This is a genomic window from Streptomyces araujoniae, from assembly GCF_050871195.1.
Lineage (GTDB): Bacteria > Actinomycetota > Actinomycetes > Streptomycetales > Streptomycetaceae > Streptomyces > Streptomyces bacillaris.
This window is the reverse complement of the sequence record NZ_CP194070.1, coordinates 5,992,589-6,009,548: the sequence shown is the minus strand read 5'-3', so window position 1 is coordinate 6,009,548 and position 16,960 is coordinate 5,992,589. Positions and strand designations below refer to the sequence as shown.

16 protein-coding genes are annotated in these 16,960 nt (G+C 71.9%); 11 read left to right on the top strand and 5 right to left on the bottom strand.

Annotation, left to right across the window (positions count from 1 at the left end; genetic code table 11):
- Entirely contained in the window at positions 1-1,524 is a 1,524-nt protein-coding gene (gene miaB, locus ACQ9ZG_RS25990; RefSeq protein ID WP_499281274.1) for a tRNA (N6-isopentenyl adenosine(37)-C2)-methylthiotransferase MiaB, read from the bottom strand.
- An 89-nt stretch (positions 1,525-1,613) separates the two neighbouring features.
- On the opposite strand from miaB, the gene ACQ9ZG_RS25985 reads away from it, so the two are divergent.
- Positions 1,614-2,612, top strand: coding sequence for a TAXI family TRAP transporter solute-binding subunit (locus tag ACQ9ZG_RS25985; RefSeq protein ID WP_028419046.1), 999 nt, complete (start codon positions 1,614-1,616; stop codon positions 2,610-2,612).
- A gap of 161 nt (positions 2,613-2,773) precedes the next feature.
- On the opposite strand, the gene ACQ9ZG_RS25980 is transcribed toward ACQ9ZG_RS25985, so the two are convergent.
- Positions 2,774-4,198 carry a sensor histidine kinase gene (locus tag ACQ9ZG_RS25980; RefSeq protein ID WP_109914808.1) on the bottom strand — a complete coding sequence of 475 codons (1,425 nt, stop codon included), beginning with the start codon at positions 4,196-4,198 and terminating at the stop codon, positions 2,774-2,776.
- A gap of 18 nt (positions 4,199-4,216) precedes the next feature.
- Entirely contained in the window at positions 4,217-4,909 is a 693-nt protein-coding gene (locus tag ACQ9ZG_RS25975) for a response regulator transcription factor (RefSeq protein WP_018488343.1), read from the bottom strand.
- 408 nt (positions 4,910-5,317) lie between these two features.
- Here ACQ9ZG_RS25975 and ACQ9ZG_RS25970 point away from each other — a divergent pair, with 408 nt between their 5' ends.
- The 9 genes from ACQ9ZG_RS25970 (at position 5,318) to ACQ9ZG_RS25930 (ending at position 12,956) form a co-directional block, all read left to right on the top strand.
- The gene (locus ACQ9ZG_RS25970; RefSeq protein WP_026237579.1) at positions 5,318-6,103 is read left to right on the top strand and encodes an amino acid ABC transporter ATP-binding protein; all 786 of its coding nucleotides are present in this window, start codon (positions 5,318-5,320) and stop codon (positions 6,101-6,103) included.
- Positions 6,104-6,165: 62 nt separating this feature from the next.
- A complete protein-coding gene (locus tag ACQ9ZG_RS25965; RefSeq protein ID WP_109914807.1) occupies positions 6,166-7,089 on the top strand; it encodes a glutamate ABC transporter substrate-binding protein in 924 nt (307 codons plus the stop codon).
- A 164-nt stretch (positions 7,090-7,253) separates the two neighbouring features.
- Positions 7,254-7,901, top strand: coding sequence for an amino acid ABC transporter permease (locus tag ACQ9ZG_RS25960; RefSeq protein WP_018488346.1), 648 nt, complete (start codon positions 7,254-7,256; stop codon positions 7,899-7,901).
- Positions 7,898-8,851 (top strand): amino acid ABC transporter permease, encoded by a 954-nt coding sequence (locus ACQ9ZG_RS25955; protein ID WP_028419041.1) that lies wholly within the window; start codon positions 7,898-7,900, stop codon positions 8,849-8,851. Before ACQ9ZG_RS25960 ends, ACQ9ZG_RS25955 begins: the two co-directional genes overlap by 4 nt.
- Positions 8,852-9,017: 166 nt before the next feature.
- Positions 9,018-10,772, top strand: coding sequence for an FAD-dependent monooxygenase (locus tag ACQ9ZG_RS25950; RefSeq protein WP_499281273.1), 1,755 nt, complete (start codon positions 9,018-9,020; stop codon positions 10,770-10,772).
- A 32-nt stretch (positions 10,773-10,804) separates the two neighbouring features.
- Positions 10,805-10,891 carry a putative leader peptide gene (locus ACQ9ZG_RS25945; protein WP_311605579.1) on the top strand — a complete coding sequence of 29 codons (87 nt, stop codon included), beginning with the start codon at positions 10,805-10,807 and terminating at the stop codon, positions 10,889-10,891.
- A gap of 93 nt (positions 10,892-10,984) precedes the next feature.
- On the top strand, positions 10,985-11,617 hold the full coding sequence (locus ACQ9ZG_RS25940; protein ID WP_375138358.1) for a cupin domain-containing protein: 633 nt from the start codon (positions 10,985-10,987) through the stop codon (positions 11,615-11,617).
- Positions 11,614-12,063 (top strand): rhodanese-like domain-containing protein, encoded by a 450-nt coding sequence (locus ACQ9ZG_RS25935; RefSeq protein WP_181398384.1) that lies wholly within the window; start codon positions 11,614-11,616, stop codon positions 12,061-12,063. The genes ACQ9ZG_RS25940 and ACQ9ZG_RS25935 overlap by 4 nt, the downstream gene beginning before the upstream one ends.
- Before the next feature lie 230 nt (positions 12,064-12,293).
- Positions 12,294-12,956, top strand: coding sequence for a DUF6197 family protein (locus tag ACQ9ZG_RS25930; RefSeq protein ID WP_109917219.1), 663 nt, complete (start codon positions 12,294-12,296; stop codon positions 12,954-12,956).
- A gap of 49 nt (positions 12,957-13,005) precedes the next feature.
- Here ACQ9ZG_RS25930 and recX read toward each other — a convergent pair whose 3' ends face one another.
- Together recX and recA are read right to left on the bottom strand one after the other, a co-directional pair.
- On the bottom strand, positions 13,006-13,683 hold the full coding sequence (recX, locus tag ACQ9ZG_RS25925) for a recombination regulator RecX (RefSeq protein WP_018488352.1): 678 nt from the start codon (positions 13,681-13,683) through the stop codon (positions 13,006-13,008).
- Positions 13,684-13,692: 9 nt separating this feature from the next.
- The gene (gene recA, locus ACQ9ZG_RS25920; protein WP_099217910.1) at positions 13,693-14,820 is read right to left on the bottom strand and encodes a recombinase RecA; all 1,128 of its coding nucleotides are present in this window, start codon (positions 14,818-14,820) and stop codon (positions 13,693-13,695) included.
- Between the two features lie 520 nt (positions 14,821-15,340).
- Here recA and ACQ9ZG_RS25915 point away from each other — a divergent pair.
- Complete coding sequence (locus tag ACQ9ZG_RS25915; RefSeq protein ID WP_109916892.1) at positions 15,341-16,933, top strand: S8 family peptidase; 1,593 nt, start codon at positions 15,341-15,343, stop codon at positions 16,931-16,933.
- The last annotated feature ends 27 nt before the right edge of the window (positions 16,934-16,960 follow it).

The window sequence follows — 16,960 nt, the reverse complement described above, 5'->3', positions numbered from 1 at the left end:
TCAGCCGATCCCGCAGGCAGGGGCCGAGGCCGCCGGGAGCGGGGCCGGGGCGCCGACGGTGGGGAGGCCGAGCATCACACCGGCCGGCTTGGCGGCGGCGGCCGTGGTGCGCTTCTCCCAGGCGTCGCCCGCGCGGGTGGACCGTACGGCGAGCGGGGTGCCCTCCGCGAGGAGGTGGTGCGGGGCGGCGTAGGTGATCTCGACGGTCACCACGTCACCGGGGCGCACGGGCTGCTCGGGCTGGGTGAAGTGGACCAGGCGGTTGTCGGGGGCGCGGCCGGAGAGCCGCCGCGTGGCGCCGTCCTTGCGGCCCTCGCCCTCCGCGACCATGACCTCCAGGGTGCGGCCGACCTGCTTCTTGTTCTCGCCCCAGGAGATCTCCTCCTGGAGGGCGGACAGGCGCATGTACCGCTCCTGCACGACCTCCTTGGGGATCTGGCCGTCCATGTCGGCGGCCGGGGTCCCGGGGCGCTTGGAGTACTGGAAGGTGAACGCGTTGGCGAACCGGGCCTCGCGGACCGCGTGCATCGTCTGCTCGAAGTCCTCCTCGGTCTCGCCGGGGAAGCCCACGATGATGTCGGTGGAGATGGCGGCGTCCGGCATCGCGGCGCGCACCTTCTCGATGATCCCGAGGAAGCGCTCCTGGCGGTAGGAGCGGCGCATCGCCTTCAGGACGCGGTCGGAGCCGGACTGCATCGGCATGTGGAGCTGCGGCATCACGTTGGGCGTCTCGGCCATGGCGGCGATGACGTCGTCGGTGAAGTCGCGGGGGTGCGGCGAGGTGAAGCGGACGCGCTCCAGGCCCTCGATCCTCCCGCAGGCGCGCAGCAGCTTGGAGAAGGCCTCGCGGTCACCGATGTCGGAGCCGTACGCGTTGACGTTCTGGCCGAGCAGGGTGATCTCGGAGACGCCCTCGGCGACCAGGGCCTCGATCTCGGCCAGGATGTCGCCGGTGCGGCGGTCCTTCTCCTTGCCGCGCAGGGCCGGGACGATGCAGAAGGTGCAGGTGTTGTTGCAGCCGACGGAGATGGAGACCCACGCGGCGTAGGCGGACTCGCGGCGCGTGGGGAGCGTGGAGGGGAACGCCTCCAGGGACTCCGCGATCTCGATCTGCGCCTCCTCCTGGACGCGGGCGCGCTCCAGCAGCACGGGCAGCTTGCCGATGTTGTGCGTGCCGAAGACGACGTCCACCCAGGGGGCGCGCTTGACGATGGTGTCGCGGTCCTTCTGCGCCAGGCAGCCGCCGACGGCGATCTGCATCCCGGGGCGCCTGGTCTTCATCGGGGCGAGGCGGCCGAGGTTGCCGTAGAGCTTGTTGTCGGCGTTCTCCCGTACCGCGCAGGTGTTGAAGACGACGACGTCGGCGTCGCCGTCGGCGCCCTCGGGGGCCCGGACGTAGCCGGCGTCCTCCAGGAGACCCGACAGCCGTTCGGAGTCGTGGACGTTCATCTGGCACCCGTAGGTGCGCACCTCGTAGCTCTTCTGGACGTCCACTGCTTCTTCGCTCCGGTTGCCGCTGCTCATGTGACCAGGGTAGGCGGTGGCCGGGTGCGCCCCGGTCCCTGCCCGGCCGGGCCTGGTCACCGAGGCGGTGAGCTGGCAGGATCGCGCGCATGTTCCACGCTCTGTCCCGGTTCGGCCGACGGCGCGCCCTTCGGACGGGCGCCGTGCTCGCGGTGGTGCTCGGGCTGCTCGCGTGGTGGCTCCTCCCGCTGGGCGAACGCACCCCGAGCGGGACGCTGACCTTCTCCACGGGGGTGCCGAGCGGGGTCTACCAGCGGTACGGACAACGGCTGGAAGGCGCTCTTGCCAAGGACATGCCCGAGGTCTCCATAAAGCTCCTCACCAGTGAGGGGTCCCAGCAGAACCTCGCGCGGGTGGCGACGGGGAAGGCGGACTTCACCATCGCCACCGCCGACGCCGTGGCCACCTACGTCCGCGACGGCAGGCCCGGCGCCCACCGCCTGCGGGGCTGTGTGCGGCTCTACGACGACTACGTGCAGCTGGTGGTCGCGCGCGACTCCGACATCGCGAGCGTGGCCGATCTGCGGGGCAGGCGGGTCGGTGTGGGCCAGGAGGGCTCGGGGGTCCGGCTGGTCGCGGACCGGCTGCTGAGCGCGGCGGGGATCCATCCGCAGCGGGACCTGACCGCCGTCTCGGCGGGGATCGACACGATGCCGGACCGGCTGGTCTCCGGGGATCTGGACGCCTTCTTCTGGTCCGGCGGGCTGCCGACGGGGGCGGTGCACGAGTTGTCGCAGCGGTTCGCGATCAAGCTGGTCCCGCTGGACGAGGAGCTGATCAAGGAGCTGCAGTCGAACGGCGGCTCCGCCCGCTACTACCGGTCGGCCACGATGCCCGCCGACGCCTACCGCTACGCCCAGCGGGGCACGTCGGTCCCCACGGTGGCGGTGGCCAATCTGCTCGTCACCACGGACCGCATCGATCCGGCCATGGCCGAGGCCTTCACCCGGACCGTGATCAACAGCCGGGACCGGATCGGCCGCGAGGTGCACGCGGCCCAGCTGGTGGATCTGCGGACGGCGATCTACACCGACCCGCTGGCCGTGCACGAGGGGGCCAGGCGCTACTACCGCTCGGTCAAGCCCTGAGGCACAGCAGGTGATCAAGCGCTGAAGCACAGCACGTGATCGGCCCCTGCGGCACCGGCGCGCGCTCGCCCCCGCGGCGTCGGCGCCCGGTCGGGCCCTGGGACCCCCACTGCCCGGTGGCTACCGCTCGGTCGGGCCCTGGAGAACCCGCCACCCGGCGGTCATCCCCCGGCCGGGTCCCGGGAGCCGACGGCCGTGGGCGGCTGCTCGCGCGGCACGGAGAGCGTCACCCGCAGGCCGTGCGGCTCGTGGCGTCCGTACGCGATCGAGCCGCCGCCCGCCGCGAGCAGCACGCGGGAGATGGAGAGGCCGAGCCCCGACCCGCTCACGTTCTGGTGGCGGGTGGAGCGCCAGAAGCGGTCCCCGACGCGCTCCAGCTCCTGGTCGGTGAGGCCGGGCCCCCGGTCGGCCACCACGACGGTCACCGCGGTGGTGCCCGGCGTGACCGTGACCCGTACGTCCTCCCCGGCCGGGGTGAACTTCAGGGCGTTGTCGATGACCGCGTCGAGCGCGCTGGAGAGCGCCACCGGGTCCGCCCAGGCGGTGGCGGCGGGCGCCCCGTCCTGGACGAGGTGGACCCCCTTCTCGTCCGCCATCGGCCGCCAGGAGGCGACGCGGTCGGCGGTGAGCGGGACGATGTCGGTGAGCTGGAGGTCGGCCTCGGCGTGCTCGGCCAGCGCCAGGTCGAGCAGATCGTCCAGGACCCGGGCCAGCCGCTTGCCCTCGGTCCGTACGGCGGCGATCTCCTCGTTGCCCTCGGGCAGCTCCAGGGCCAGCAGCTCGATGCGCAGCAGGAGCGCGGCGAGCGGGTTGCGCAGCTGGTGGGAGGCGTCGGCGACGAACGCGCGCTGCTGCTCCAGGACGTCCTCGACGTTGTCGGCCATCTCGTTGAAGGAGCGGGCCAGCCGCCGCAGCTCCGGCGGTCCGCCCGCGGCGGCGACCCGTGAGCGCATCCGGCCGACGGCGATGTCGTGGGTGGCCGCGTCCAGGACCCGTACCGGCAGCAGCACCCAGCCGGTGAGCCGGACGGCCGCGCCGACGGCGACCAGCATCGCCAGGGCCTCCCCGACGGCGATCAGCAGCCAGGTCCGCAGGATCCGGGCGCGCATCTCGTCGGTGGGCGAGTCGATGACGACGACGGCGACCACGTCACCGTCGCGCACGACGGGCGAGGCGACGACGACCCGGCCGTCCTGCCAGGGCCACACCTGCGGGGGATCGTGCGAACGGCGTCCGAGCAGCGCCTCGTTGAAGGCGGTCCGCCCCTCCCCCTCGGGCGGCAGCATCCAGTTGCCCGGGGCCTTCGCCAGGGCCAGGTCGTTCCGGTAGAAGACGCCGGCCCGGATCCCGTACACGGAGGCGTAGACCTCCAGGTCGGTGGCGAGGGTGAGCCGGCGCTCGTCGTAGGCGGGGACGGTGTCGGTGATGGGCTGGGCCAGGGCGGCGAACCGGGCGGTGTCGTCGATCCGGTCGATGACCAGCCGCTGCTGCTCGGCGGCGGCCACGCTGACCGCGAGCGGGAAGCCCAGGGTGAGCAGGACGGCCGCCATGAGGGTGATGAGCAGCGGAAGGAGACGGGTGCGCACCGGGGACGTACCCGCCCGTTACGCGGACGGCGCGACGAGCCGGTAGCCGACGCCCCGCACGGTCTCGATGAGGGCGGGCAGCCGCAGCTTGGAGCGGAGCGAGGCCACGTGCACCTCCAGGGTGCGCCCGGTCCCCTCCCAGCTGGTGCGCCAGACCTCGCTGATGATCTGCTCGCGGCGGAAGACCACGCCGGGCCGCTGCGCGAGGAGGGCCAGGAGGTCGAACTCCTTGCGGGTGAGCTGCACTTCGGTGCCGTCAACGCTGACGCGCCGGGTGGGCAGCTCTATCGCGACGGATCCCAGCCGCAGGGCCGCGACCGGGGTCGGGGCGGTGTCCTCGGTGCCGGTGGTGCGCCGGGCGACCGCGTGGATACGGGCGAGCAGCTCGCCGGTGTCGTAGGGCTTGGTGACGTAGTCGTCGGCGCCGAGGTTGAGCCCGTGGATACGGGAGCGGACGTCGGCGCGGGCGGTCACCATGATCACCGGGGTCGCGGTGCGCTTGCGGATCTTGCCGCAGACCTCGTAGCCGTCCTGGTCGGGCAGGCCGAGGTCGAGCAGGATGACCCCGAAGGGCTCCTTCTCGGCAGGCAGCAGCGCGCGCAGCGCCTCCTCGCCGCTGCGGGCGTGCACGACCTGGAAGCCGTGCCGGGCGAGCACGGCGGACAGGGCCGCCGCCACGTGGTCGTCGTCCTCGACGAGCAGCAGTCTCATGGCCCTCCTCTCGCTCTCCCCGGGCCTTCGGGCTTTCCCGGACTCGTTCGCGTAAACCGGCTTCACGCTCCGTTCGACGGTGTTCGACCGGACCCGCAGGCGCTTCAGCGCCTCCGTCGGCCTCGCACCGTCTCCGGTGGCGTACCGCCGTCGCCGGCGGCGCCTCGCTCGATCCGCCGCACAGGGCATCCACTCCGATGACGGGTACGCCAGTCAAGGGGTTGCCGGTTGCGGGGCGGTTTCCGTTATGTAGCCGGTACGCCCCCGCACCGCACGTGGCGTCCCCTTCACACGGAGTGTCCGGTTGCCGCCGGATCGTTATGCTCAATTTCCGCTCAGATGTAATGACGCTGGTCGCACCGCGTCATTAGTGTCCTTGGAACCCGAGGAGGACGGAGCAAAAAGCCGATGAGCGGAGTTTCAGTGACCAAGGCCGCCGAGGATGCCGCGCCTGCGGGCGACGACCTTGTCGTACTGAGCAACGTCAACAAGCACTTCGGCGCGCTGCATGTGCTCCAGGACATCGACCTGACCATCGCCCGTGGCGAGGTCGTGGTCGTCATCGGGCCCTCCGGGTCCGGGAAGTCCACGCTGTGCCGCACGATCAACCGCTTGGAGACGATCGATTCGGGTGCGATCTCGATCGACGGCAAGCCCCTGCCCCAGGAGGGCAAGGAGCTGGCGCGACTGCGCGCCGACGTGGGCATGGTCTTCCAGTCGTTCAATCTCTTCGCGCACAAGACGGTGCTGGAGAACGTCGTGCTGGGCCAGACCAAGGTCCGCAAGGCCGACAAGAAGGCGGCGGAGGAGAAGGCCCGGACCCTGCTCGACCGGGTGGGCGTCGGGGTCCAGGCCGACAAGTACCCGGCGCAGCTCTCCGGTGGCCAGCAGCAACGCGTCGCCATCGCGCGGGCGTTGGCGATGGACCCGAAGGTCATGCTCTTCGACGAGCCCACGTCGGCTCTCGACCCGGAGATGATCAACGAGGTCCTCGAGGTCATGCAGCAGCTGGCCAGGGACGGGATGACGATGATCGTCGTCACCCACGAGATGGGCTTCGCCCGCTCGGCCGCCAACCGCGTGGTCTTCATGGCCGACGGAAAGATCGTCGAAGAGGCCGCGCCCGAGCAGTTCTTCAGCAACCCGCGCAGCGACCGGGCCAAGGACTTCCTGTCGAAGATCCTTCACCACTGACGAACCACGTCCGAACGATCGACGACAGACGACAACGACCATACGGCTTAAGGAAATCAGACATGAAGCTCCGCAAGTCGGCCGCCGTCGCGGCCATCGCCGTACTCGCCCTGACCGCGACCGCGTGCGGCGGCAAGGAGGGCTCCGCCGGTGACAAACCGAGCGGCACGAAGCCCGGTGCCTCCGAGGCCCCCGCGCTGCCCACGTACGAGGTCGCCAAGGACGTCGCCCTGGACTCGCCGGTCTTCAAGAAGGCCAAGGAGCGCGGCAAGCTGATCATCGGTGCCAAGGCCGACCAGCCCTACCTCGGCTTCGAGGACCAGTCGACCAAGGAGCGCTCGGGCTTCGACATCGAGCTGGCCAAGATGATCGCGGCGGACCTCGGCTTCTCCGAGCAGCAGATCGAGTGGAAGACCGTCGACTCCGGCGTCCGCGAGACGGCCATCTCCAAGGGCCAGGTCGACTACTACGTCGGCACGTACACGATCAACGACGAGCGCAAGAAGCAGGTCGGCTTCGCCGGTCCGTACTACAAGGCGGGCGCCGACCTCCTGGTCCGCAAGGACGACGACTCGATCACCGGCAAGGACTCGGTGAAGGGCAAGCGCGTCTGCTCGATCGTCGGCTCCACCCCGCTCCAGGAGATCAAGAAGCCCGAGTACGGCGCCAACGTCGTCGAGCTGGCCAAGTACTCCGACTGCGTGCAGCAGGTGCTGACCAAGCAGGTCGACGCCCTCACCACGGACGACTCGATCCTCAAGGGGTACGCGGCCGCCAACTCCGGCAAGCTCAAGGTCGTCGGCAAGCCCTTCACCAGCGAGCCCTACGGCGTCGGCCTGAACAAGGACGACAAGGTCCTGCGCGACGCGATCAACGACTCGCTGGAGAACCGCGTCAAGGACGGCACGTACAAGAAGATCTACGAGGCGACGCTGGGCCTGTCCGGTTCGGCCTTCGTCGAGCCGCCGGCGCTCGAGCGCTACTGACCTGACGCCCGCCGGCCGCCCCGCGCGGCCGGCCCCGTCACCGACGTACCGCGTATGACCCAGGCGTCCCGTACGCCGCCCCGCCGCCCCTCCAGGGGCCCGGCGGACGTACGGGGCGCCGCTTCCCCTGCCCTGATGCCGCTGCCCGCCGACGCGGAGACCTCATGAACGTACTGCTCGACAATTTCCCAGAGTTCCGCGACGGCTTCATAGGAACCGTGTCGATCACCGCCGTCAGCTCGGTTATCGCCCTGGTCCTCGGTGTGGTCGTCGCCGGGTTCCGGGTCTCGCCGGTGCCGCCGCTGCGGTACTTCGGCACCGCGTGGGTGACGCTGATGCGCAACACCCCGCTGACCCTGCTCTTCCTGATCTTCTTCTTCGTCGTCCCGGAGATCCTCTTCCCGGGGATGAGCCCCTTCGTGCTCGGCTCGCTGGCGCTCGGCTTCTACACCTCCTCGTTCGTCTGCGAGGCGGTCCGCTCCGGCATCAACACCGTGCCGCTGGGCCAGGCCGAGGCCGCCCGCTCGATCGGCATGACGTTCTCCCAGACCCTGCGCATCGTGGTGCTCCCCCAGGCGACGCGGACCGTCATCCCGCCGCTGAGCAGCATCTTCATCGCGCTCACCAAGAACTCCGCGATCGCCGGTGCCTTCAGCGTCGCCGAACTGTTCGGCTGGCAGAAGCTGATGAGCGACAAGGGTTACGACATCGTCCCCGTCTTCATCTGGGTGGCCCTCGGCTACCTGGTGGTCACGTTTACCATCAGCGGCCTCTTCCGGCTGCTGGAGCGTCGCATGGAGGTCGCCCGATGAGCGCCAGCGTTCTCTACGACGCACCGGGCCCCAAGGCTCTCGTCCGCAACCGGATCTACGCGGTCGTCGGCACCGTCGTCATCGCGGCGCTGCTCGTGGTCAGCGTGCTGCGCCTCGCCGACAAGGGGCACCTCGCCCCCGAGATGTGGGACATCTTCAACTACGCGGGCATCCGGCAGAACATCGCCGACGCCCTCCTCGCCACCCTCAAGGCGTTCGGTCTGGCCGCGATCGGCTCGCTGGTCCTCGGGGTGCTGCTGGCCGTGGGCCGCCTCTCCGACCACAAGCCGGTCCGCTGGGCGGCGACCACCTTCATCGAGCTGTTCCGCTCGCTCCCGCTGCTCATCACGATCTACGCGATCTGGGTCGGCTTCCTCACCGACCACTCGATGTGGGCGCTGGCCGCGGGCCTCTCCGTCTACAACGGCTGTGTCCAGGCCGAGGTGCTGCGCGCCGGTGTCAACGCCGTCCCCCGGGGCCAGAGCGAGGCCGCGTACGCGCTCGGCATGCGCAAGACGCAGGTCATGGTCACCGTGCTGATGCCGCAGGCCATCCGGTCGATGCTGCCGACGATCATCAGCCAGCTCGTGGTGACCCTCAAGGACACCTCGCTCGGCTTCATCATCCTGTACCCGGAGCTGCTCCAGACCGCGCGTCTGATCGCCTCCAACACGCTGGTGAACGGCCAGTACCCGTACGTCTCGACGATCACCGTCGTCGGCACGATCTACATCGTGCTCTGTCTGCTGCTCTCGTCGCTCGCCACCTGGATCGAGAAGCGCGGCCGCCGCGCCAAGACCGGCATCGCGGTGGCGCCGGCCGTCCAGGCGCCCGGAACCATCGACGCGACGGCCGGCACGTTCGGCACGAACGCCGACGGTGCGGGGGGCGCAGGGGGCGCAGACACCGGCACCGAGGGTGCCGGTGGGGCCGGAGTGACGAAGGACTGACCCCCGCCGGTCTCTCCCGGCGGAAGCATTCGAGGCAGCGGCGCACGCGTCGCTGCCTCGGTCACTTGACGCAAGCACCCCCAATGGGTTGCATACGTTCTGTGATCACGCACCCGGCTTCGACTGCCACGTTCCGCTTGACCGTACGGGCCGGAGGAGACGCGCCGTGGACCCGGTGATCGTCGTCGGCGCCGGACCCGTCGGTCTGACGCTGTCGCTGGCCCTGGCCGCCCGGGGCGTCCCGAGCGTGCTCCTCGACGAGGGGCCGGGCACGGAGGAGGTCCGCCTCGCCCGCACGGTCGTGCTGCGTGAGGACACCGCCGACCTGGTGGAAAGACTGGGCGCCACCGGCCTGGAGAAGGACGGGCTGCGCTGGAGCGGCTGGCGGTCGATGCGCCGGAAGCAGCTGGTCCGCGATGTGCCGCTGGGCGCGGACGCCGGGGACACCGGGAGCGGAGAGCCGGACGCGTCCCCGCTCCCCGCCCCCCTGCACATCCCGCAGCACGCGCTCGCCTCGGCCCTGCGGGCGGCGGTCGCGGCCCAGCCGCTGGTGAAGACGGCCCAGCTGAGCCGCGTCGACACCCTGGAACAGGACGGCGACGGCGTCACGGTCCACACCAAGGGGGCAGATCCGACCTGGTGGCGCGGGAGTTACCTGGTCGGCTGCGACGGCGCCCGGTCGACCGTGCGCAAGCTCCTGGACATCCGGTTCCCCGGCCGTACGGCGGTGGAGCGGCACGCCGTCGCCGCGCTCCGCGCCGAACTGCCCTGGCCCGGCCAGGCGGTGCTGCACCGTCAGCCGCCGTGGCGCGGCGGGGGCGCCGAGATCAACGCGCGGCCGCTGCCGGACGGGATCTGGCGGCTGGACTGGCTGCTTCCGCCGCGCGGTGACCTGGTCACCCCGGACGCCCTGGTCGCCCGGATCCGGGACACCCTGGCCGGCTGGTGCGGCGAGACCCCTCCGTACGAACTGCTCGACACCGGCGTCCACACGCTGCACCACCGGCTCGCCCGGCGCTGGCGGGTGCGGCGGGCCTTCCTCGCGGGGGACGCGGCGCACCTGCTGGGGGCGCTCGGCACCCAGGGGCTCGACGAGGGGATCCGGGACGCCGAGAACCTGGCCTGGAAGCTCGCCCACGCCTGGCACCACGGCGGCGCCGACCCGCTGCTCGACAGCTACCAGGCCGAGCGCCGGGCCGCCGTCGCCTCCCGGCTGCGCGCCGCCGACCAGTCCCTGCCGATACTGCGGGGCGGTGGCGGGCTGCGGGCGCTGGTCCCGGGGGCGGCCCGGAGCCACGACACCCTGCTCGCCGACGGCCACCTGGGCTGTGGAGCCCTCGGCGCGCCCCCTTCGTACTCCCATTCCCCCCTCGCACCGCCGCACGCGGAGGCGCACACCGCCGTGGGTACGCCCCCCGGTGCGCCGGTCGCCGATGTACGGGTGACGGCACCGGACGGAACGGCGGTACGGCTCCGGGAGCGGCTCGGGCAGGGCCGCCCGCTGGTGATCCTGGTCGCGCCCGGCACCGGGGTCTGGGACCGGCGCCACTGGCTGACCGCCGGGGTCATGCCGCGGCTGGTGGAGGCGGTGGAGGCGCTGCCGTCACCGGCGGAGCTGCTGGTCACGGAGAGCTACCCGGGAGCGTCGGCCCACACCGTGCTGCTGGTGCGGCCGGACGGGCATCTGGTGGCCGCCTTCGCGGGCGTACGTCCCGCGGAGCTGCTCACGGCGGCCCGGGCGGCGCTGGGCGGATCGGCGGGCGCCGGGGCGGGACCGGAAGCGGAGGACACGGGGTCGGGACCGGGGTCCGGATCGGGCTCCGGGTCCGCCGAGGACGGCGAGGGCGGGCGTGAGGGCGCGGCGCGCACGCCGGGGCCGCGCGACCGGGTGCACGCCGACCGGACCGCCGGGATCAATTGACCGTCACGGGCGCACATGGTGTACTCCAGATCATGACCGACACCGATGTGCGCCTGTGGCGGAGGGTCCATATGGACCTCGTCCGTTACGCGGGCTGCGTGTGTCGCCCGTCCTGCTGAATCGCCTTCCTCCACCGGCCCGTGCCCCTCTCCGCACGGCCGGTCCTCGCGCGAACTCCCAGGACGGTCCCTGTGTCTTCCCCCTCTTCCGCCGTGTCTCCGGCCCTGCCCACGGCTGCCTCCGTACCTTCTCCCGCCACCGCTCCGGCAACCCCGGCCCGAGCGGTCTCCGCCCCGGCCGGCCCGGCTCCCGCCGTCTCCGCGCGGGTGGGCTCGGCCCGTGGCGTCTCCGCCGGTCCGACGGTCGCCGAGCTGCTCGACTTCGTCCGCCGCACCGCCGAGGACACCGCGCTCATCGCCTCGCTCCCGCTCGATCCGGAGGGCCGCACCTGGGTCCGGCTCGAAGGGCCCCGGGGCAGTGAGGCCTGGCTGATCGGCTGGCCGCCGGGGACCGGGACGGGCTGGCACGACCACGCCGACTCGGTCGGCGCGTTCACCACCGCCTCCGGCACGCTCAAGGAGCACTCACTGGCCGTACGGCTGCCCACCGACGGCTGGAAGACCCTGGAGCTGAACGACGGGGTGGACCGGGAGCGGGAGCTGGCGGCCGGTCAGGGCCGGGCCTTCGGGCAGAACCATGTGCACGAGGTGCTCAACGAGTCCGGGAGCGCGCACGCCGTCTCCGTCCACGCCTACTACCCGCCGCTGCCGCGCATCCGGCGGTTCAGCCGTACCGGTGCGGTGCTCCGGCTGGAGCAGACCGAGGTCCCGGAGGACTGGCAGTGAGCGGGGACGGCGTCGGTGCCGGTGCCGGGAGCGCGGGCGGGACGGAACGGGCGGGGACCCCGGAACGGGTCGGGATCGACGAGCTGCTGGAGCGGGTCCGGGCCGGTTACGAGCGGATCGGCCCGCAGGAGGCGGCAGCGGCGGCGACGGACGGGGCGCTGCTGGTGGACATCCGGTACGCGGCGCTCCGGGAGCGCGACGGGCTCATCCCCGGCGCGCTCGTGGTGGAGCGCAACGAACTGGAGTGGCGGCTCGACCCCCTGGGCAGCCACCGCGCCGCCGAAGCGGTGAGCCATGACCTCCGGGTCGTCGTCATCTGCAACGAGGGGTACGCCTCCAGCCTCGCGGTGGCGTCACTGCGACAGCTGGGGCTGCACCGGTCCACCGACCTGATCGGCGGATTCCAGGCCTGGCGCGCGGCCAGCCTCCCGGTGACACGCCCCTGACGGCGCCCTCCTCGGCCGCCTCCCGGTGACACGCCCCTGACAGCGTCCTGCTCGGCCCCCTCCCGGCGGGCTCCCTCCTGCCCGACTCCGTTCCCGGCGGGGTCCGGGCTCTCTCCTGCCCGGTGCCTCCCTCTCGGGACACACCCGAACGCCGCATTCCGGTGGAGCCATCGCCGTGCGCGACCGACATTCGCCTCATACAGAGGCGAAATGTACGGAGATGACACGCTATGGCGATCCCTGTTCTCACCCCGGACCAACTCGACGCCCAAGCCTCCCGGCTGTACGACACCGGGGCATGGCGGGAGATCGTCTCGGGGTGGGAGCGCACCGCCCCCGAGCCCGTGGCTCCGCCCCTTCCGGAGGAGGAGCGGCCCCTCTCGGGGCAGGTCCGGCCCTCCCCGGGGCAGGACCGGGCGGCCGACTGGCGGAGCCTGCTGTCCGTCCCCGTGGAGCAGCTCATCGACGACGCGCTAGGGGCGCTGCCCGCCGCGCCGCCGCCCCAGCGTCCGCTCCCCGGCCGGCTGGGAGCGGTCCTGCCCGACCGTGTCCATGCCTGGCGGCGGGTGGGCCAGGCCGATGTGCGGCCCTCCGTCCAGCTCGGCTACGCGCGGCAGATCCTGACCGAGTGGGGCTGGCAGAACACCCCGTACCGTCTGCGCGACGCCCGGGGCGCCCGCTGTGTCTGCGGCGCCCTGCTCACCGCGCACCGACTCGGCTACGGCTCCGCCGCCACCGTGGACCGGGCCGGTGCCTGGCTGATCACCGAACTGCGCTCCCAGGGGTGGACCGGACTGATCGGCCCCTGGAACCGAGCCCCCGGCCGCACCGCCGCCGATGCGCTGGCCCTCGTCGACGCGGCCGCCCGCCGTGCGGCCCTGGCCGGACACTGAGAACCGGGCGGCACAGGTCCCCTCCCCCGCTTCCGCTTCCGCTTCCGCTTCAGAACGGCTCGTCCAGGCCCTCCGTGTCCTCGCCCTCCTCCTCCAGCGCCTGGCGCACCACCCGCAGGGCCATGCCCTCCCCGTATCCCTTGCGGGCGAGCATCCCCGCCAGGCGGCGCAGTCGCTTGTCGCGGTCCAGGCCCCGGGTGGAGCGGAGCTTGCGGGCCACCAGCTCCCGGGCCCGCTCCTCCTCCTGGTCGGTGTCGAGCCGGCCGACCGCCTCGTCGATCACGGCGGAGTCCACCCCCTTCGTCCGCAGCTCACGGACGAGGGCGCGGCGCGCGAGCCCCCGGCCGTGGTGCCGGGACTCCACCCACGCCCCAGCGAAGGCGGCGTCGTCGATCAGCCCGACGTCCTCGAAACGGGCGAGGACCTCCTCGGCCGCCTCGTCCGGGATCTCCCGCTTGCGCAGGGCGTCCGCGAGCTGCTTGCGCGTCCTGGGCGTCCCGGTGAGCAGGCGCAGACAGATGTTGCGCGCCTGCTCGACCGGGTCCTGCGGCTCCCCCGTATGCCGCTGCCCACGGTCCCGCCGGTCGCGCGGCTCCCCCTGCTCGGCCCTCGACGAGGAGGGGGAACCGCTGCTCATGGTGGCGGAGCGGGCACGGCGGCCCGCCCCTTCGCCGAACCCGGTGCCGGGCTCGGCGGGCTCTCCCGGCCACTCCGTACGACGTGTCACGGCTGGGCCCTAGCTCTTGGCCGCCGCGGTCTTGGCCGTCTTCGCCTTGGCGGCCGTGGTCGCCGCGGGCTTCGCCGCCGCCTCCGTCGCTCCCGCGGCTGCCGCACCTTCCGCGGCCGGCTCGGCGGACCCGTCGTCCGGGCGGACGCCGACGCCCAGCTTCTCCAGGATCTTCTTCTCGATCTCGTTGGCGAGGTCGGGGTTGTCCTTGAGGAAGTTGCGGGCGTTCTCCTTGCCCTGGCCGAGCTGGTCGCCCTCGTACGTGTACCAGGCGCCGGCCTTGCGGACGAAGCCGTGCTCGACGCCCATGTCGATCAGCCCGCCCTCGCGGCTGATGCCCTGGCCGTAGAGGATGTCGAACTCGGCCTGCTTGAAGGGCGGGGCGACCTTGTTCTTGACGACCTTGACGCGGGTGCGGTTGCCGACGGCGTCCGTGCCGTCCTTGAGCGTCTCGATCCGGCGGATGTCGAGGCGCACCGAGGCGTAGAACTTCAGCGCCCGGCCACCGGTCGTGGTCTCCGGGGAGCCGAACATCACGCCGATCTTCTCGCGGAGCTGGTTGATGAAGATCGCCGTGGTCTTGGACTGGTTGAGCGCGCTGGTGATCTTGCGGAGGGCCTGGCTCATCAGACGGGCCTGGAGACCCACGTGCGAGTCACCCATCTCGCCCTCGATCTCCGCACGGGGCACCAGGGCCGCGACGGAGTCGATGACGATCAGGTCCAGGGCGCCGGAGCGGACCAGCATGTCGGTGATCTCGAGGGCCTGCTCACCGTTGTCCGGCTGGGACAGGATGAGGTTCTCGATGTCGACGCCGAGCTTCTTGGCGTACTCGGGGTCGAGGGCGTGCTCGGCGTCGATGAACGCCACCGAGCCGCCGGCCTTCTGCGCGTTGGCCACGGCGTGCAGCGTCAGCGTCGTCTTACCGGAGGACTCCGGTCCGTACACCTCCACCACGCGGCCGCGCGGCAGGCCGCCGACGCCGAGGGCGACGTCGAGGGCGGTCGATCCCGTGGGGATGACCTCGACGGGCTCGTTGGGCCGCTCGCCCAGGCGCATCACCGCGCCCTTGCCGAACTGTCGTTCAATCTGCGCGAGCGCGGCGTCCAGCGCCTTCTCGCGGTCGGTTCCTGCCATGGGTTCCACCCGATTTGCTTGAGTCGATCGCTTCACGTCAAAGACGCTAACCCCTGCCACTGACAATGGGCCTCGACGTCCTCCCGGCCTGTGGACAACTCCACGGCCGGGCCCGGAAAAACCCGGCCGAAATCCATGAGAATGGATGTTCGATTTTGGTGTCAAGCGCACCACGCGGGGTCCGGCCGACCGGGACGAGGGGCACCGACGGCCCCGGCCCCCGCCGGAGCGCCCGGTCCCCGCCCAGGTGGGAACGGTCGGTGCCGGACCCGTCGGAACGGTTGGGTACACCTACGCATTGTTCGACCCGCTCCCAGGGCTCGATTCTTCCTGAGGCGGCGGTGGCTCCGCCCCTCGTGCATCCGTCGGCCCCCAAGACCGGCATCCGCCGTACGAGGTCGGACGTCCCCTCGTCCGGAGCCCCCGCCGCGCCCCTTCCTTCGCCCGTGCCCGGTGTTCGCCGTGCGCGGGCCCAGCCGGGACCGGAGCCGGTCCCGGCCCACCCCTCAGGAGGAATCGCATGGTGTCTCAAGCTGCGGTGCGGCGTGTCGCCGCTGCCGCGTGTGCGGTCGGCGCACTGATAGCCGGTGCCGGTGCGGCCGGTGCGGCACCCACGCCCACGCCCACCGAAGGACGCGTCCTGGGCGCCGACCGCGCGGGCGCGGTGGCGGGCTCGTACATCGTCACCTTCAAGGACTCGGTGCCGCGGGCGGACATCGACAAGGTGGCGAGATCCCTCGCCGGACGGCACGGCGGAAAGGTCGGCCACACCTACACCGCCGCGCTCCGCGGCTTCTCCGTGAAGATGGGCGAGGAGCAGGCCGGGCGGCTCGCGGCCGATCCCTCCGTCGCCCGCGTGGAGGCCGACGGAGTCGCGTACGCCCTGGGCACCCAGAACGACCCGACCTGGGGCCTGGACCGCATCGACCAGCGCGATCTGCCCGGAGACCGCAAGTTCACGTACCCCAACACCGCGTCCAACGTGACGGCCTATGTGCTCGACACCGGGATACGCACCTCGCACCGGGACTTCGGCGGCCGGGCGGTCAGCGGCTACGACTTCATCGACAACGACTCCGTCGCCCAGGACTGCAACGGGCACGGCACCCATGTGGCGGGCACCGTCGGCGGTACGGCCTACGGCGCCGCCAAGGGCGTGAAGCTCGTGGGCGTACGGGTCCTCAACTGCCAGGGCAACTCCGGCTCCACCTGGGCCCCGGTGCTGGCCGGCATCGACTGGGTGACCAAGAACGCGGTCAAGCCCGCCGTCGCCAACATGAGCATCGGCGGCGGCCGGAACTCCTCGGTCGACGACGCGCTGGCCCGGTCGATCGCCTCCGGCGTCACCTACGTCGTCGCGGCGGGCAACGACGGCGCCAACGCCTGCAACACCTCCCCGGCCGCCGTGCCGGGCGCGGTGACGGTGGGCGCCACGGACAGCCGCGACGCCCGGTCGGTCTGGCCGAGCGGCAAGTCCTCCAACCACGGCACCTGCCTGGACCTGTTCGCCCCCGGCTCCGACATCGTCTCCGCCTCCCACCTCAACGACACCGGCTCCCGCTCCGACGGCGGCACCTCGATGGCCTCCCCGCACGTGGCGGGCGCGGCGGCCCTGCTGCTCTCGGCCAACCCCTCCTGGACGCCCAAGCAGGTCCACGACCGGCTGATCGCCGACGCCACCCCGAACAAGGTCACCGACGCGCGGACCGGTTCGCCCAACCGCCTGCTTTACGTCCCGAACGACGGCGACACCACCCCGCCGCCCACCGGCAGCACCTTCGAGAACACCAACGCCTTCCCGATCCGCGACAACGCGACCGTCGAGTCCCCCGTCACCGTGAGCGGCATCGCGGGCAACGCGCCCTCGGCGCTCTCCGTCACGGTCGACATCCGGCACACCTTCCGCGGTGACCTGCGGGTCGACCTCGTCGCCCCGGACGGCGGCGTCTTCCGGCTCAAGGACTACAACGCCAACGACAGCGCCGACGACGTACGCGGCACCTTCACCGTGAACGCCTCCGCGAAACCCGCCAACGGCACCTGGAAGCTGCGGGTGAGCGACAACTGGGTCAACGACACCGGGACGCTGAACTCCTGGTCGCTGAAGTTCTGACCGGCCGCTGAAGGGCTGGCCGACCGC

What these genes read in the sequence shown, in the direction of transcription:
- miaB (WP_499281274.1), bottom strand. Translation starts at nt 1,524, where the DNA reads ATGAGCAGCGGCAACCGGAGCGAAGAAGCAGTGGACGTCCAGAAGAGC.
- ACQ9ZG_RS25985 (WP_028419046.1), top strand. Translation starts at nt 1,614, where the DNA reads ATGTTCCACGCTCTGTCCCGGTTCGGCCGACGGCGCGCCCTTCGGACG.
- ACQ9ZG_RS25975 (WP_018488343.1), bottom strand. Translation starts at nt 4,909, where the DNA reads ATGAGACTGCTGCTCGTCGAGGACGACGACCACGTGGCGGCGGCCCTG.
- ACQ9ZG_RS25970 (WP_026237579.1), top strand. Translation starts at nt 5,318, where the DNA reads ATGAGCGGAGTTTCAGTGACCAAGGCCGCCGAGGATGCCGCGCCTGCG.
- ACQ9ZG_RS25965 (WP_109914807.1), top strand. Translation starts at nt 6,166, where the DNA reads ATGAAGCTCCGCAAGTCGGCCGCCGTCGCGGCCATCGCCGTACTCGCC.
- ACQ9ZG_RS25960 (WP_018488346.1), top strand. Translation starts at nt 7,254, where the DNA reads ATGAACGTACTGCTCGACAATTTCCCAGAGTTCCGCGACGGCTTCATA.
- ACQ9ZG_RS25955 (WP_028419041.1), top strand. Translation starts at nt 7,898, where the DNA reads ATGAGCGCCAGCGTTCTCTACGACGCACCGGGCCCCAAGGCTCTCGTC.
- ACQ9ZG_RS25945 (WP_311605579.1), top strand. Translation starts at nt 10,805, where the DNA reads ATGACCGACACCGATGTGCGCCTGTGGCGGAGGGTCCATATGGACCTC.
- ACQ9ZG_RS25930 (WP_109917219.1), top strand. Translation starts at nt 12,294, where the DNA reads ATGGCGATCCCTGTTCTCACCCCGGACCAACTCGACGCCCAAGCCTCC.
- recA (WP_099217910.1), bottom strand. Translation starts at nt 14,820, where the DNA reads ATGGCAGGAACCGACCGCGAGAAGGCGCTGGACGCCGCGCTCGCGCAG.
- ACQ9ZG_RS25915 (WP_109916892.1), top strand. Translation starts at nt 15,341, where the DNA reads ATGGTGTCTCAAGCTGCGGTGCGGCGTGTCGCCGCTGCCGCGTGTGCG.